Source organism: Pseudomonas sp. NPDC090201 (assembly GCF_044746825.1).
GTDB classification, from domain to species: domain Bacteria; phylum Pseudomonadota; class Gammaproteobacteria; order Pseudomonadales; family Pseudomonadaceae; genus Aquipseudomonas; species Aquipseudomonas putida_AD.
Genome location: NZ_JBIVCX010000003.1, coordinates 796,154 through 811,333, shown reverse-complemented (window position 1 = coordinate 811,333; position 15,180 = coordinate 796,154). Strand labels below are relative to the sequence as shown.

At 62.6% G+C, this 15,180-nt stretch carries 14 protein-coding genes and 1 pseudogene; 6 read left to right on the top strand and 9 right to left on the bottom strand.

The window, feature by feature from the left end:
- Positions 1-94: 94 nt before the first annotated feature.
- Both ACIPOO_RS13770 and ACIPOO_RS13765 read right to left on the bottom strand, forming a co-directional pair.
- Positions 95-697 carry a GNAT family N-acetyltransferase gene (locus ACIPOO_RS13770; protein ID WP_400607792.1) on the bottom strand — a complete coding sequence of 201 codons (603 nt, stop codon included), beginning with the start codon at positions 695-697 and terminating at the stop codon, positions 95-97.
- Positions 698-718: 21 nt separating this feature from the next.
- Positions 719-1,876: a murein transglycosylase A gene (locus ACIPOO_RS13765; RefSeq protein ID WP_400607789.1), complete on the bottom strand. Its 1,158-nt coding sequence runs from the start codon at positions 1,874-1,876 to the stop codon at positions 719-721.
- A gap of 276 nt (positions 1,877-2,152) precedes the next feature.
- Between ACIPOO_RS13765 and ACIPOO_RS13760 the strand changes: the two genes are divergently transcribed.
- Positions 2,153-2,848, top strand: a complete 696-nt coding sequence (locus ACIPOO_RS13760; RefSeq protein WP_400607786.1) for a hypothetical protein — start codon at positions 2,153-2,155, stop codon at positions 2,846-2,848.
- A gap of 173 nt (positions 2,849-3,021) precedes the next feature.
- On the opposite strand, the gene ACIPOO_RS13755 is transcribed toward ACIPOO_RS13760, so the two are convergent.
- From ACIPOO_RS13755 to ppnN, 3 genes are all read right to left on the bottom strand, one after another.
- Positions 3,022-3,468 carry a CBS domain-containing protein gene (locus tag ACIPOO_RS13755; protein ID WP_274133970.1) on the bottom strand — a complete coding sequence of 149 codons (447 nt, stop codon included), beginning with the start codon at positions 3,466-3,468 and terminating at the stop codon, positions 3,022-3,024.
- 161 nt (positions 3,469-3,629) lie between these two features.
- Positions 3,630-4,211, bottom strand: coding sequence for a GNAT family N-acetyltransferase (locus ACIPOO_RS13750; RefSeq protein WP_400607605.1), 582 nt, complete (start codon positions 4,209-4,211; stop codon positions 3,630-3,632).
- Between the two features lie 129 nt (positions 4,212-4,340).
- Positions 4,341-5,714, bottom strand: a complete 1,374-nt coding sequence (ppnN, locus tag ACIPOO_RS13745) for a nucleotide 5'-monophosphate nucleosidase PpnN (RefSeq protein ID WP_274133968.1) — start codon at positions 5,712-5,714, stop codon at positions 4,341-4,343.
- A 235-nt stretch (positions 5,715-5,949) separates the two neighbouring features.
- On the opposite strand from ppnN, the gene ACIPOO_RS13740 reads away from it, so the two are divergent.
- The 5 genes from ACIPOO_RS13740 (at position 5,950) to ACIPOO_RS13720 (ending at position 11,584) form a co-directional block, all read left to right on the top strand.
- Positions 5,950-6,492 carry a sterol desaturase family protein gene (locus ACIPOO_RS13740; RefSeq protein WP_400607602.1) on the top strand — a complete coding sequence of 181 codons (543 nt, stop codon included), beginning with the start codon at positions 5,950-5,952 and terminating at the stop codon, positions 6,490-6,492.
- A gap of 74 nt (positions 6,493-6,566) precedes the next feature.
- A complete protein-coding gene (locus tag ACIPOO_RS13735) occupies positions 6,567-7,289 on the top strand; it encodes a dienelactone hydrolase family protein (RefSeq protein ID WP_274133966.1) in 723 nt (240 codons plus the stop codon).
- Between the two features lie 253 nt (positions 7,290-7,542).
- Entirely contained in the window at positions 7,543-8,079 is a 537-nt protein-coding gene (locus ACIPOO_RS13730) for a sigma-70 family RNA polymerase sigma factor (RefSeq protein ID WP_400607600.1), read from the top strand.
- On the top strand, positions 8,076-9,029 hold the full coding sequence (locus ACIPOO_RS13725) for a FecR domain-containing protein (RefSeq protein ID WP_400607598.1): 954 nt from the start codon (positions 8,076-8,078) through the stop codon (positions 9,027-9,029). Before ACIPOO_RS13730 ends, ACIPOO_RS13725 begins: the two co-directional genes overlap by 4 nt.
- A 104-nt stretch (positions 9,030-9,133) precedes the next feature.
- Positions 9,134-11,584, top strand: a complete 2,451-nt coding sequence (locus tag ACIPOO_RS13720) for a TonB-dependent siderophore receptor (RefSeq protein WP_400607595.1) — start codon at positions 9,134-9,136, stop codon at positions 11,582-11,584.
- On the opposite strand, the gene ACIPOO_RS13715 is transcribed toward ACIPOO_RS13720, so the two are convergent.
- The 4 genes and pseudogenes from ACIPOO_RS13715 to ACIPOO_RS13700 all read right to left on the bottom strand — a co-directional run bounded on the left by ACIPOO_RS13715 (position 11,585) and on the right by ACIPOO_RS13700 (position 15,113).
- The gene (locus ACIPOO_RS13715) at positions 11,585-11,998 is read right to left on the bottom strand and encodes a PaaI family thioesterase (RefSeq protein ID WP_400607593.1); all 414 of its coding nucleotides are present in this window, start codon (positions 11,996-11,998) and stop codon (positions 11,585-11,587) included. It abuts the gene before it with no gap.
- A gap of 342 nt (positions 11,999-12,340) precedes the next feature.
- On the bottom strand, positions 12,341-12,853 hold the full coding sequence (locus ACIPOO_RS13710; protein WP_400607590.1) for an HPP family protein: 513 nt from the start codon (positions 12,851-12,853) through the stop codon (positions 12,341-12,343).
- 6 nt (positions 12,854-12,859) lie between these two features.
- A complete protein-coding gene (locus tag ACIPOO_RS13705; protein WP_400607588.1) occupies positions 12,860-14,062 on the bottom strand; it encodes an NAD-dependent formate dehydrogenase in 1,203 nt (400 codons plus the stop codon).
- 139 nt (positions 14,063-14,201) lie between these two features.
- Positions 14,202-15,113 (bottom strand): annotated as a pseudogene (locus ACIPOO_RS13700) (LysR family transcriptional regulator).
- Positions 15,114-15,180 lie beyond the last annotated feature (67 nt).

Sequence of the window (15,180 nt, the reverse complement as noted above, 5' to 3'; positions counted from 1 at the left end):
CGCTCCTGCAAAAACTTGCGAACGCCGACAAACCGTAGCAGCCGGGCTTGCCCGCGGGTGATCTTGAGGACGCCCCCGCCGGCAAGCCGTGCTGCTACGGGATGGGCGTGAGGCGGGACGCCATCTTCGCGGCCAGCATGGTTTTCACTTCCGGCCATTCGTCATCAATGATGCTGAAACGCACCGAGTTGCGCTTGCGGCCGTCGGGCATGATGCGTTCGTGGCGCACGATGCCTTCCTGCCTGGCGCCGATGCGCAGGATGGCGGCACGGGATTTTTCGTTGAGTTCGTCGGTGGTGAACTGCACGCGCACGCATTGCATCACTTCAATTGCATATTCGAGCAGCAGGGCCTTCATTTCGGTGTTCAAGCCTGAGCGCTGCACCGATTGGCCAAGCCAGGTGTGGCCGATTTCCAGCTTGCGATTCTTGCGGTCGATCTTCCAGAAGCGGGTGCTGCCCACGACCTGGCCGGTGTCCTTGCGCACGATGACGAACGGCATGACCGTGCCCGCCTCGCGTCCGGCCAGTGCCGTGGCGATGTAGCCATCCACCGTCTCGGGGCCTGGAATGACCGTGACCTTCATGTTCCACAGCTCTCCGTCGCTTGCCGCCTGTACCAGCTCAGCGGCGTGTGAAGCCTGCAACGGGCGCAACTCGACCGCCTGACCGCTCAAAATGACCTGTTCGCTTTCCATCACCTGACTACTCACGCGTGATTATCCCTTGGGTTTGGCGTCTGGCAGCGCGGCGCCCTTGGGCCACAGCATCCAGATCTGGCCTTGTTGCTTCATGTTCCCAGCCAGTTCGCCGGCCGCATCGCCCGTGCCCCAGAACATGTCGGCGCGCACTTCACCGGCGATGGCGCCGCCGGTGTCCTGAGCCGCGACCGGACGCACCAGCGGTGTGCCATCGGGGCGGGTCGAGGACAGCCACAGCAGGCTGCCCAGCGGAATCACCTTGCGGTCGATGGCCACGCTGTAGCCAGCCGTCAGTGGTACGTTCAGCGAGCCACGTGGCCCCTCGGTGCTGTCCGGGCGCAGGGTGAAGAACACGTAGCTGGGGTTGCTGCCCAGTAGTTCGTGAACGCGCTCAGGATGGGCGATGGCCCAGTCACGGATTCGGCCCATGGACACTTCGTCCTTGGTCAACTGGCCTTGTTCCACCAACCAGCGACCGACCGGTTTGTAGGGGTGGCCGTTCTGGTCGGCGTAGGCGATACGCAGTTGGCGACCGTTCTCCAGTTGCACCCGGCCCGATCCCTGAATCTGCAGGAATTGCAGGTCGATGGGGTTTTCCAGCCAGGCAAGGACCGGCGCATTGACTCCTTTTTCGCCAATGGTTGCGGCGTCGTCATACGGGCGCAGGATGCGTCCATCCAGACGGCCACGCAGGCGTTTGCCCTTGAGTTCGGGGTAGATGCTGTCCAGATTGACGATGATCAGATCATCCGGTACACCGTAGATCGCCACCGGGTGCGCATCGTTGTGCTGCTCGCTGCCTTTGTAGATAGGCTCGTAGTAGCCGGTAATCAGGCCGTTGGCGCCATGCTCCGACGAGCGCAGGCTGTAGACCTGCAACTGGTTCTTGAGGAAATCGCGCACCGCCGCAGGGTTGGCCGGCACCTGTGCGGCCATGGCGCAGGTGCTGCCCCATACCGGATCTTTGGCCAGACGCTTGCAGGCCGAGAACCAGCTGTTGTACCCGGCCATCAGGTCCTGATCGCTCACGGCAGGCAGTTTGTCCCACTCGACGCTCACGTAGGTGGTGGCTTCGGACGGTTTGGTCTTGGGTGCACCGCCGTCACAGGCGGCGAGCAGGGCGATCAGCGGGGCGAGGCAAAACAGAAAGCGGCGCCAGTGCAGGCTTGGGGTCATCACGCGGGGTGTTTCCTGAAAACAAGTGAAGGCGGCTAGCTTGGTGAAAGGCGAGGGCGACGTCAAATCGGCGAAGCATTTTCCCAGGCCTGTGGGTGGGCGGGCGCGGGCCGATGTAAGGCCAATTTACCCCGATATCGCACTTTTTCCCGGTTTGTCGCTCTATCCATGGCCGGGACGCCGCGAGCCGCGGGGCGTCCAGATTGTTGAAACCTGTGATTGATGGCCTCTGATTCTTTCCCCATTCGAGTGCGCCGACGCGGCCGCGCCTTGTTGATGCTGTGCCTTGCGGCGCTCTGCGCCGTGGGCTGCACGCGCCAGGACGGTCGCGACGTGGCCACCCAGTTCAGCGAAACCAAACCCCAGGAATTCTTCCAGACCAGCGTCGATCGCATGGCGACCCTGGCGATGCACGACAACCTGGAAAGTTTGTATCTTTTGATGAACAAGCTGTATCTGCGCAACCCGGCGGAGTGGCGCAAATCAGGCTTTGTCGATGCCCGCTCGGCCGAACGCAATGTGCGCAATGCCATCGAGCAGCGTACACCGCTGGCGCAGTTGGGTAATCGCCGCGATCTGGCGGCCTTGAGCTACGCCCTGAGTCCTGAGTTTCTCGGGGATCGGGTCGGCGCGTTCATCTACGCCATCGGCAGCATGCTGGTCACCGCCCATGGCGGGCGGACCGAGTTTTTCATGACCGATCAGATCAATCCGACCTTTGTCAGCAACGCAGCGCGCAACATCGAGAAGGCCACCTGGCTCTTGGGTCAGCGGCAGAATGCCAATGGCGAGCTGATGCTGTTTTCCAACGAGATTTCGGAGGAGGGCACCAACCTGAGTTTCGCCACCGAGTTCGGCAAGATCGTGGCGCGGCTGGATTTGCTGGCGCAGATGCTCGATGAGCGTTATCGCAGGATCGGGCTCAATTATGCGCAGAGCCTGTTGTTTCTGAATTTTTTGCCGGTGCAGTGAGGCTTGGGTATGGGTCGCTTCGACTATCGTCCCCGCCGGCAAGCCGTGCTGCTAAGGGGCGGCGGGTGGCCGCACATTCAGCATGCGGCTTAGGCCCGTAGCAGCCGGGCTTGCCCGCGGGGCGATTTCAAGGACGCCGACGCCGGCGAGCCGGACTGCTACACAGACAACTGCTAGTAAGAATCGCCCCGAATATATTCTTCCATCTTCTGAATCAACCTGGCCTGTTCGGCGATGGCCGCCTTGACCAGGTCGCCGATGGACAGCAGGCCCACCAGTCGCCCGTCTTCGACCACCGGCAAGTGCCGCAGGCGACCGTCGGTCATGATGTTCATGCACTGGTCGATCTTGTGCTGAGGACCCACCGTCTTCACCTCGTGGGTCATGATTTCACTGATAGGCGTGCCTACCGAGGCGCGTCCGGCCAGTTCCATCTTGCGGGCGTAGTCGCGCTCGCTGACGATCCCCACCACCTTGCCGCCCTGTACCACCGGTACGGCACCAATGTTCATTTCGGCCATCAATTTGATCGCGTCGATCACCATCTGGTCGGGTCTGACGGTATGAACTTCACCGTGGTGCTTGTCTTTCAACTTCAGTAGTTCGGCTACGGTCGTCATGCTGGCCTCTCCGGCGCTTATAGGTGAACACGGCCCCGGGAGTCGGGCCGTCTCTAAAGAATCGTTGAGAGAAGGCATTCCGGCAAGTTTGGATGCGGCACGTATTGTGCGAAAAACGTCAGTTGGCGCTGTTTGTCACACTTTACCCCGTGGCCGGCGTTTCAAGGGCGGGGACGACGAGGGCGAGACACCACCGATTCGATGTTCTTGCGCCCGATCAACAAGGGGCTTTTGGCCTTGCGCGATGGCGGCATGTCGGCCAGCCATTTGAACATCACCAGGCAATCCACCAGTCCGAGGCGGGCGTGGCGATAGGCGCGGGGCAGGCGCCCGACGGTTTCGAAACCCAGCTTGTGCCACAGCGCCACCGCGACTTCGTTGGTCGCGACCACCGAGTTGAATTGCATAGCACTGAAACCGCTGTCCAGGGCCAGTTGCTGGGAGTGTTCGCACATCTGCCGGGCCACGCCGCGGCCACGGGCCTCTTGGGTGACCATGTAGCCGCAGTTGCTGACGTGGCTACCGGGGCCTGCGGCGTTGGCCTTGAGGTAATAGCTGCCCAGCAGCACGCCGTCGTCTTCGGCGATCAGGGTGTGCAGGGGATATTCAAGCCACAGGTGCAGGGCTTGCTCGTAGGTGAGGTCCGGATCGTAGGCATAGGTTTCCTGCGCCTTGATAACGGCCTGGAAGGTGGGCCAGAAGCGTTCGAAGTCTTCGGGCGTCATGGGGCGGATGTGGATCATGGGCAAGCGGCTTCATCAGGGCAAAGGTAGTTGTAGGAGCGCGCTTGCCCGCGACGCGTCGGGCCAGACGCCGTGAAGGTGGCCGGTGGACCCGTCGCGGGCAAGCGCGCTCCTACAGGGAGATGTGTCTCAGGAAACCACTCGATAGCACGGCACGTACGCCGCGCCACCTGGCAACTTCATCCGGTGCTGCTCGACGAACGACTGCAGCAGGCGGTCCAGCGGCTGCATGACCTCGGCGTCGCCGTGGATCTCGTACGGACCGTGCTCCTCGATCAGGCGGATGCCCTTGTCCTTGACGTTGCCCGCCACGATGCCGGAGAACGCCCGGCGCAGGTTGGCCGCCAGTTCGTGGGGCGGCAGGCTGCGGCTCAGTTGCAGGCTGGCCATGTTGGCGTGGGTCGGATCGAATGGCCGCTGGAAGCTTTCCTCGATCTTGAGCAGCCAGTTGAAGTGGAACGCATCGGCACGTTCGCGACGGAACTGGCGCACGGCGGCCAGGCCTTCGGTCATCTGCCGGGCGACTTCGGCCGGATCGTCGATGATGATCTGGTAATGCTTGTGCGCTTCCTCGCCCAGGGTGGCGCTGACGAACGCATGCAACTGCTCCAGGTAGCTGGCGGCGCTGCGTGGGCCGGTCAGGATTACCGGGAACGGCAGGCCGGCGTTGTCCGGGTGCATCAGAATGCCCAGCAGGTAGAGGAATTCCTCGGCGGTACCGGCACCGCCCGGGAAGATGATGATGCCGTGGCCGACCCGCACGAAGGCTTCCAGGCGCTTCTCGATGTCCGGCAGGATCACCAGTTCGTTGACGATGGGGTTTGGCGCTTCGGCGGCGATGATGCCGGGTTCGGTCAGCCCCAGGTAGCGGCCGCCATGGATACGCTGCTTGGCGTGGGCAATGGTCGCGCCCTTCATCGGGCCTTTCATCACGCCCGGGCCGCAGCCGGTGCAGATGTCCAGTTTACGCAGACCCAGTTCGTGGCCGACTTTCTTGGTGTATTTGTACTCGTCGGTGTTGATCGAGTGGCCACCCCAGCACACGACCATCTTCGGCTCGACGCCGGCGCGCAGGGTGCGGGCGTTGCGCAGCAGGTGGAAAACGTAGTCGGTGATGCCCTGGGAATTGCTCAGGTCGATGCGCTGGCTGTCCAGCTCGCTCTCGGTGTAGACGATGTCACGCAGGGCGCTGAAGAGCATTTCCCGGGTGCTGGCGATCATTTCGCCGTCGACGAAGGCATCGGCCGGGGCGTTCAGCAGTTCCAGACGCACGCCGCGGTCCTGCTGGTGAATACGGACTTCGAAGTCCTTGTAGGCTTCGAGAATGGTTTTTGCGTTATCGACATGGGCGCCGGTGTTGAGGATGGCCAGGGCGCACTGGCGGAAGAGGTTGTAGATGCTGCCAGAGCCTGCGGCGCTGAGCTGCTGGACTTCACGTTGCGACAGAGTCTCCAGGCTACCTTTGGGGCTGACTTGAGCGTTGATTACGTTTCTTGGAGCCATTCTGAATTCCTTGAAAGCGATGCCGGTCATCCGGTGTCGGTGGCAGGCATTGGAACAGTGAGCGAGTTCGCGCTCACCCTTGCAGCCATTTTTTACATTGCTCGGTCAGGAAAGCAAACGTTGTGAGTGAAAACCCCGTTCGGTCAGCGGATTTTTGATTTTCCGGCCCGCCCCGGTATGCTGCACCTCGACGTCCGGACGCCTGCGGCAACCTCGATACGATGTTTCCTACCTCATGATTTTCAATTTCTCGATATTCCTGGCCACCCTCATCGCCATGGAGGGTGTCGGCTTTCTTGCGCACAAGTACGTCATGCATGGCGTAGGCTGGTTCCTGCATCGCTCGCACCATGAAGAACAACTGGGCGCCTTCGAAACCAATGACATCTACCTGTTGGTACTGGGGCTGGTGGCGGTCGGGCTGATCGTACTCGGCAACAGCGGCCATGACCCGTTGCAGTGGGTGGGCGCGGGCGTGGCGGCCTTCGGGCTGATCTACATTCTGGTGCACGACGGCATGGTCCATCGCCACTGGCCGCTGCGGCCCCGACCACGCAACCGTTACCTGCGCAGGCTGTATCAGGCGCACCTGATGCACCACGCGGTCAAGGGCCGGCGCAATAGCGTGTCGTTCGGTTTCCTGTACGCGCCACCGGTGGCGACCCTGCAAAAGCAACTGCGGGAAATGAAACGCCCGCGCTCGTCCGAAGCCGCTCCCGGGGCACGAATCGACCTTGGCAACGCATCGCCTCTTTCCAGTCTCGATCAAGTCCCGTAGAACAGTGTGCTCGGGCTGGCTGACGGGTTTGTCGGCCAGCGTTCAAGGCATTTCATGTCAATCGGGAGAGCCTCGTGAATACAGCCACTGCATCTGCAGCATCCAGCAAGACCATCACCTATCAGCGTCCGGACGGCAAAAGCGTCAGCGGCTACCTGGCCAGCCCCGCGAAACCTGAAGGCGCACCCGCCATCGTGGTGATTCAGGAATGGTGGGGGCTCAACGACCAGATTCGTGGCGTGGCCGATCGCCTGGCGGCTTCGGGCTACCTGGCCCTGGTGCCGGACCTGTATCGCGGCGAGATGACCGTCGAGGAAGAAGAAGCCCATCACCTGATGAGCAAACTCGACTTCGCTGACGCCGCCACCCAGGACATTCGCGGTGCCGTGCAGTACCTCAAGGGCCACACCCAGAACGTCGGTGTCACCGGCTTCTGCATGGGCGGCGCCTTGACCTTGCTCGCGTTGAACTTCATTCCCGAACTGACGGCGGGCGTGGTGTTCTACGGTATGCCGCCGCTGGAATACCTCGATCCCAAGGCGATCAAGGTGCCGGTTCAGGCGCACTGGGCGACCCAGGACGAATTCTTTCCCGCAGAGAACGTCGACAAGCTCGAAGAGAAGCTCAGCGAGGGTGGGGTGGACATCGAATTTCATCGCTACCTGGCGCACCATGCGTTCGCCAACGAGACCGCCATCGGCACCGGACGCATCCCCGGCACCCAGTACGATCCGGTCTGGGCGCAACTGGCGTGGGACAGGGCGTTGACATTCTTTGGCCGTACGCTCTGGGGCTAAGCACAATTTCCGAGCGCAGATAATCCTGTAGGAGCGTGGCTTGTCCCGCGATCTGCCGGGAACCGGCAGCAAATCCGCATTACTCGGAGTGTCAGACACACCGAGTTCGCTGACTTTACGACTGCTGCGCAGCCGATCGCGGGACAAGCCACGCTCCTACAGGAAAACGCGAAAGGGGCGCGCTCCTTTCGTTGCCGAATGTGTCGGATTGAAATATATTGCGAACCATTATCATTTGGCCGCAGCATTCATCATGTCCGTCCCTCTCTCTTCCTCCAACGACCAGCAGGGCGTCGCTGCGCTTTATGGTGCGCATCATGGCTGGCTGGTGAACTGGCTGCGTGGCCGTCTGGGATGTTCCCATCAGGCGGCGGACATGGCTCAGGACACCTTCATGCGGGTGCTCCTGGCCGAGCGCAAGGCGCCGGTGGCCAGCGAGCTGGTCGAGCCCCGGCATTTTCTGGTGACCATCGCCAAACGAGTGATGATCGACAGCTTCCGGCGCACTTCGGTGGAGCAGGCCTATCTGCAGGTGCTGGCCGAACAGCCTGAACGTTTTGTGATATCCCCCGAAGAGCGGCTGATCCTGCTGGAAACCTTGCACGCGCTGGACGCCATGCTCAATGGCCTCGGCAGCCGGGTGAAGGAAGCGTTCCTGCTCTCGCAATTGCAAGGGCTCGGATACAAAGAGATCGCGGCGCAGATGGGCGTATCGGTCAGCTCGATCACCAAGTACATCGCCCGCGCCACCGAGCATTGCCTGCTGTTCGCGCTGGAGCATGGCCAGTGAGTTCTCCCGAACACCAGGCATTGAGCCTGGCCGCCCACTGGTTCGCCCGGTTGGGCGCGGCGCCGGGCGACGCGCTGGTGCAGCGCCAGTGGCAGGCCTGGCACGACGAAAACCCGCTGCATCAATGGGCCTGGCAGCGAGTCGGGCTGTTGCAGACGCAACTGGGCAATGCCAAGGGCGCGCTGGGTTATCAGGTGCTGGAGCGGGCAGGGCGTGGCGTTGCGGTGTCCGGACGGCGCGGGTTGCTCAAAGGCCTGGTGCTGGGTGTCGGCGTGGGCGCACTGGGTTGGGCGGGGTATCGTCAGGCACCGGTGCTGCTGGCCGATCTGCGCACCGGCACCGGCGAACGCTTGACCCACACCCTCGATGACGGCACGACGCTGGTGCTCAACACCGCCAGCGCCGTGGACATTGCCTACACCGCACAGACGCGCCTGATCGTGCTCCGCACCGGGGAGATTTTCATCGCCACCGCCAAGGACCCGCGACCCTTTATCGTGCGCAGCGTACAAGGCGCGATGCAGGCGCTGGGCACCCGTTTCAGCGTCAGGCAGCAGGATGGATTCACTCAATTGGGGGTGTTCGAGCACGCCGTCGCGGTTCGCCCGCAGGCCGGTGAGAGCGTCGTCATCCCCAGCGGTCAGGCCGTCAGTTTTAATACCCAAGCGCTGTTCGACCAGTACCCGCTGGATCCTTCTGCCGACGCCTGGATCAACGGCCGGCTGGTCATCGATGGCTGGCGCCTGGACCGTCTGATCGGCGAGTTGCAGCGCTACCGCAGCGGCTACCTGGGCTGCGCGCCTGAGGTCGCCCACTTGCGCATTTCCGGCTCCTATCCGCTGGATGACATCGACCTGGCATTGTCGGCCATCGCCCGTTCCTTGCCGGTGAAGGTCGAGCGGCGCACCGATTGGTGGGTCCGTCTGACCGCGAAAAGCGCCCTCGCATAATTATTTGATTCCGTTTCGCATTCGCATTGTCGATTTGCGCAAGCTCGCGCGACTCCTTGTGAGAAACCCTTACAACGCCCGCCAAGCGGGCCTCAGGAGAGAGCATGCGTAACCCGAACAAACCGGCTGCAAACCTTCGTGCATTCAAGCCCAAAAACACACTGAAACTCGCGGTGCTCGGGGCTTCGCTTGCCTGGCTGGAACCGGTCTTGTTGGGCGGTGCCTACGCGCAGGCGGCCAGCGTGCAGAAAAGCTATGCCATCGCACCGGGCCCGCTGGGTGCTGTGCTGGGGCGTTTCGCCAACGAGGCCGGCATCGTGCTGTCATTCCAGGCAGGCCTGACCGATGGCAAACAGAGCGCAGGGCTCAATGGCACCTACAGCGTCGAGCAGGGATTCGCCACCCTGCTGGCAGGTTCGGACCTGATTGCAGCCCCCGGTGCCCAGGGTGTCTACGTGCTGTACCGCGCAGAAAAATCCTCGGCCCTGCAACTGGGTGCCACCAGCGTGGTGGGCACCGGGATCGATGAAACCACCGAATACAGCGGCACCTACACGCCGCGCCAGACCAGCACCGCGACCAAGATGGGCCTGTCCCTGCGCGAGACGCCGCAGTCGGTCACCGTGATCCCGCGTCAGGTCATGACCGACCATCACCTGGCCTCGCTGGACGATGTGGTCAAGTTCACCCCGGGCCTGTCCAGCAACCACCGCGACAGCGATCGCTACACCTTTTATTCGCGCGGTTTCCAGATCCAGAACTTCGAGTACGACGGCATTCCTTCGCAGACGGTCAACGAATCCCAGCAGTTCACCAGCACCCTGGCTGACATGGCGATCTATGACCGTGTGGAAGTGGTGCGCGGCGCAACCGGCCTGCTCAGCGGCGCGGGTACGCCATCGGCCACGCTGAACCTGGTGCGCAAACGCCCCACCGACGATTTCCAGGGGTATGTGTATGGCGAGGCGGGGGCGTGGGACAAGTACCGCGCCGAGGCCGACGTGTCCGGCCCATTGACCGAGAGCGGCAACATTCGTGGGCGGCTGGTCAGCGCCTACGAGACTTCGCGATCCTTCGTCGACTGGTACAGCACGGAAAAACGCGTGATGTACGGCGCGGTGGACGTGGACCTGAGCGAGGACACTTTGCTGCGCTTCAGCCTGGACTATCAGAACAACGATTCGGACGGGGTCAGCTTCGGCCACATCCCGCTGTTCAATAGCAATGGAACAGCGACCCATTTCTCCCGCTCGTTCAACCCCGGCGCCAAGTGGAGTTACCTGGACAACAGCCACTACAACTTCAGCACCGTGCTGGAGCACAAACTGGCCAACGACTGGACCCTGAAGGCCGCTTACAGCCATCAGTACGCCTACCGTCACGGGGTGGTCGGCTCGGCCAGCGCAGGCGCTCCGGAGTTCGAGACCGGCACCGGGGTGTCGATGTACGTCAACCGCCTGGACAGCTACCAGACCCAGGACAACGCCGACCTTTACGTTACCGGGCCGTTCCAGTTGGGCGGGCGTGAGCACGAGCTGGTGTTCGGCGCCAACGTCGCCTACACCCACCTCAACTTCCCGACCTACGAGCGTGCCACGCCTTCGGTCGACAATATCTACCAGTACGACGGCAACCCCGGCGGCAAGCTGCACCTGGGTAAAACCGAAGAAAACCTCAGCCGCCTGAGCCAGAACGGTGTCTACGGTGCATTGCGCTTGAAGCCTACGGATTCGCTGTCGGTCATCCTCGGCACGCGGGTCAGTTCGTGGAACGAGCGTGACGACAGCAGCGACGATCTGACCGGCGAAGTCACCGGCCGCGACCGCACCAAAAAGACCGGCGTGGTGACGCCGTATGCCGGGGTGATCTACGACCTCAACGAGACGTACTCGGTGTACGCCAGCTACACCAGCATCTTCCTGCCGCAGACCTTCTACAAGACAGCGGGGGGCACGTCGCTGGAGCCGCTTGAAGGTGACAACTACGAGATCGGCCTGAAGGGCGAGTTCCTCGATGGCGCGCTCAATGCCAGCGTCGCGCTGTTTGAAGTCAAACAGAAAAACACCCCGCAACTGGTAGACGACAGCGGCCCGCAGGAAATCTACCGGGCGATCAGCGGCACCACCACGCGCGGTATCGAGACGGAAATCTCGGGTGAAGTCCTGCCGGGCTGGAACATCCTCGGCGGCTACACCTACCGCGAATCCCATGACAAGGACGACAACCGGGTCGAGACCAACCAGCCGATGAACCTGTTCAAGCTGGGGACCACCTACCGCTTGCCGGGCGAGCTGAACAAGCTGACCGTGGGCGGCAACATGACCTGGCAGAGCGATATCTACGCGGTCAACGAGGAGTTCAACACCAAGGCCCATCAGCGTCCCTATGGTGTGGTGGGGCTGCTGGCCAACTACAAGGTGGACGAGCACCTGAGCCTGGGGCTGAACGTCAACAACCTGTTCGACAAGAAGTATTACGACGGGCTGGGCACGTTCAACTCCGGCAGCTACGGCGAGCCGCGCAATGCGGTGGTCAATGCGCGCTGGAAGTTCTGATCAGAGACGCTGTTGTGGTGGGATCGAGTAAGTGCCCACCACATGCGCCACGGCGTCCGGCAGGCCTTCGGAGTAGAGCGAGACCTCGCCGATGGCCAGGGTCCTGCCGACCTTCATCAGTTGGCATTCGGCGATGATCCGCCGCCCGGCCTCGGGTTTGCGCAGGAAGTTGATTGTGAGGCTGGTGGTTACAGTCAAGGGCACAATGCCGATGACCCCGAGTACAGCGACATACAGCGCCACATCGGCCACCGCCATCAGCGTAGGCCCCGATACCGTGCCGCCTGGGCGCAGGTCGGTGTGTTCGACGACTTGGGAAATGGTCGCCCGCTGATCGCCGACCGCCTCGACCACAATCCGCGTCTGCGGAAATTCCCGGGCGATGAACGCCGCGATTTCTTCTTTACTCGCCATCGTAAGCTCCTGCCTGTGCCGATGGGCAAGAGTTGATGAGGCTGGGGCCGGTTGTCAACGAACCGCAGATCTCTGCCCACTCGAAGCCGCCCCCGCGGGCAAGCCCGGCTGCTACGGGATGATTGGCGTACCCGAGATTTGTGCCTCACCCCTGACCCGTAGCAGCACGGCTTGCCGGCGGGGGCGCCCTCGAAATCGCCATCGCCGGCAAGCCGGACTGCTACGTGGAGGCGTGAGTGTTGACGGAATTTGTGTCCCGCCGCATACCCCGTAGCAGCACGGCTTGCCGGCGGGGGCGTTTTCGGCATCGCCATCGCCGGCAAACCGGACTGCTACGCGGCATCAATCAAGATTGCCGGGCGGGGCGTTGAGCCAGGTGGAGGCTTTCCAGTACATCCAGGCAATCGCCGCCAGCAGCACAGCCCCTGCCAGGGTCGGTATCAGGATGAAGGTCCAGCCGGGCTGGGTCATGAAGATGATGATCGGGTTGCCGCCCGCAGGTGGGTGCGTGGTGCCGGTGATTGCCATGGCCATCACGCACAGCGCCACCGCAAGGGCCATGGGGGCGATGCCCGGGCCGAACAAGGCAAGGCATCCCACGCCGATGGTCGAGCACAGCACATGCCCGCCAATGACATTGCGCACCCTGGAGAACGGCCCTTTGGGAAAGCCGAACAGCAACACGCACGATGCGCCGAACGAGCCGATCAGCAGGGGCTGCTCGCTGAGCGTGGTCACTGCACCGACCACGCTCAATGCCAGGAATGCCCCCAGACCGGCCAGCAACAGCTGGCCGATCCGCGCCCGTCGGGAAGTGGCCAGAGTACCTGGCACCGTCGAAGAGAGCTGGGTCATGGGGCGTTACCGTTTTTTGAAGCGTTCGGCTTCTTCCGACCCTTTGGTCGCATTCCCCGCGCTGTAGGAGTGCGCGCCGACGCCGGCCAGTTTGCCGGCCTGGAGGATCAGATACTCGTCGCGGATCGGACGGTTCTCGAAATAACACTCGAGAATCTCCCGGGTACCTGCCGCATAGCGGGCCTGCGCCGAAAGGCTGGTGCCGGAAATGTGCGGGGTCATGCCGTGATGGGGCATGCCGCGCCATGGGTGATCGGCAGGTGCCGGTTGCGGGAACCAGACGTCGCCGCCGTAGCCTGCCAGTTGGCCACTCTCCAGTGCCGCCGCGATGGCGTCGCGGTCGCACAGCTTGCCCCGCGCGGTGTTGATCAGATACGCGCCGCGCTTGAAGTGCTTGAGCGAATCGCCGTTGATCATGTGCTCGGTTTCAGGGTGCAGCGGGCAGTTGAGCGTCACCACGTCACAGACCTTGGCCAGGCTTTCCAGCGTCGAGTGGTAGGTCAGGTTCAGCTCTTTCTCCACCGCTTCGGGCAGGCGATGGCGGTCCATGTAGTGCAGGTGCATGTCGAATGGCTTGAGCAGACGCAGCACGCGCAGGCCGATGCGCCCGGCAGCGACGGTGCCGACGTGCATGCCTTCGACGTCGTAGGAGCGGGCCACGCAGTCGGCGATGTTCCAGCCGCCCTTGAGCACCCAGTTGTGCGACGGCAGGTAGTTACGCACCAGCGCCAGGGTGGTCATCACCACGTGTTCGGCGACGCTGTTGCTGTTGCAGTAGGTCACTTCGGCCACCGTGATGCCGCGGTCCATGGCCGCCTGCGGGTCGGTGTGATCGGAGCCGATGCCGGCGGTGACGATCATCTTGAGTTTGGGTGCCTTGTCCATGCGCTCGGCGGTCATGTAGGCCGGCCAGAACGGTTGCGAAATGATGATCTCGGCATCGTGCAGTTCGCGATCCAGCACGCTGTCCACGCCGTCTTTGCTTGAGGTCACGACCAGTTGGTGACCGTTGGATTCCAGGTATTTGCGCAATCCCAGCTCACCCGAAACACTGCCCAGCAGCGTGCCGGGCTGGAAGTCGATGGCCTTGGGTGTCGGCAGCGTCTGGCCGTCGGGATAGCGTTCCAGATGGGGCAGATCATCGCGGGCGTAGGACTGGGGTTGGCCGTTGACCGGGTCGTCGTAGAGTACGCAAACAATTTTCGCCATGGTGCCTCCTGATTGTTGGATGAACGAGGGCGCGTCACGCCACTCGCCGAAGCGGATCGTTGCCGCTTGCGAGCCATCCTCGGGGAGGCTGCGATCCAGAGCCAATCGCTTGTTCCGATCTATAGATCGGACAGACCGATCAACAGCGCAGGAAGGAGTCGACCCGGCTTTGCAGGTCCAGTGAACGGATTACGTTCAGCGCCGAATTGATCAGCAGCGGTTGCGGATCGCGCCGCAGAAACACCAGGCCGATCTCCCTGGCCAGCTCCGGGACAATGGGAATCGCGGTAATTTCTTCGCGCATCTCGCTCATCGAGAGCGCGCTGTGGGGCACCACGCTGTACAACCCCGAGCAGCGTACGTGACCGTAAAGCACCATCATCGAGTCGGTCTCGACCCTGGGTGTCACGCATACGCCCGCTCTGGCAAAGGCGTCGTCCACCCCTTTGCGGCACTGCATGTTGCGGGTCAACAGGCACAGCGGCAGTTGCGCCACGGCGTCCTAGGTCAGGCTCTGTTCGTGGCTCAGTGCCGTGTCGTCCCGGGCGATCAGCACGTAGCGTTCCTTGAACAGCGGCAGCGTTTCGAACGCCTGCAAACGAACGTCGGCCAGGTACGTCATGCCCAGGTCCAGCTCGAAATTGGCCAGGCGCTGCAGGATGTCAGAGGTCGCCAGGGTGTACACCTCGTGATTGAGGCGAGGGTAGGCGGTCAGGCAGGAGTCGGTCATCAGCGGCACCATCGACAGCACCGTCGGGATGGCCCCCAGGCGCAACACGCCGGCGGGGTCTTGCTCGTTGTGGCCGGCCTCCTGACGCATGGCGCCACAATCGGCGAGGATCCGCCGCGCCCAGACCAGCACCTTCTCGCCGTCGCAGGTCAACCCTTCGAAGCGGCGACTGCGCTGCACCACTGAAATGCCCAGGTCCTGTTCCAGGTTGCGGATGGCCTCGGAAAAGGCCGGCTGCGAGACGTTGCATTTCTCTGCGGCACGGCCGAAGTGCTGTTCTTGAGCGAGCGTCACCAGGTAGGTCAGTTGGCGCAGGAGCATGGGGGAGCGGTTCCGTTGTCGTTGTTGTGGGTATTGGAGCGGTGCAGTTGTCACCGAAGGATACAGA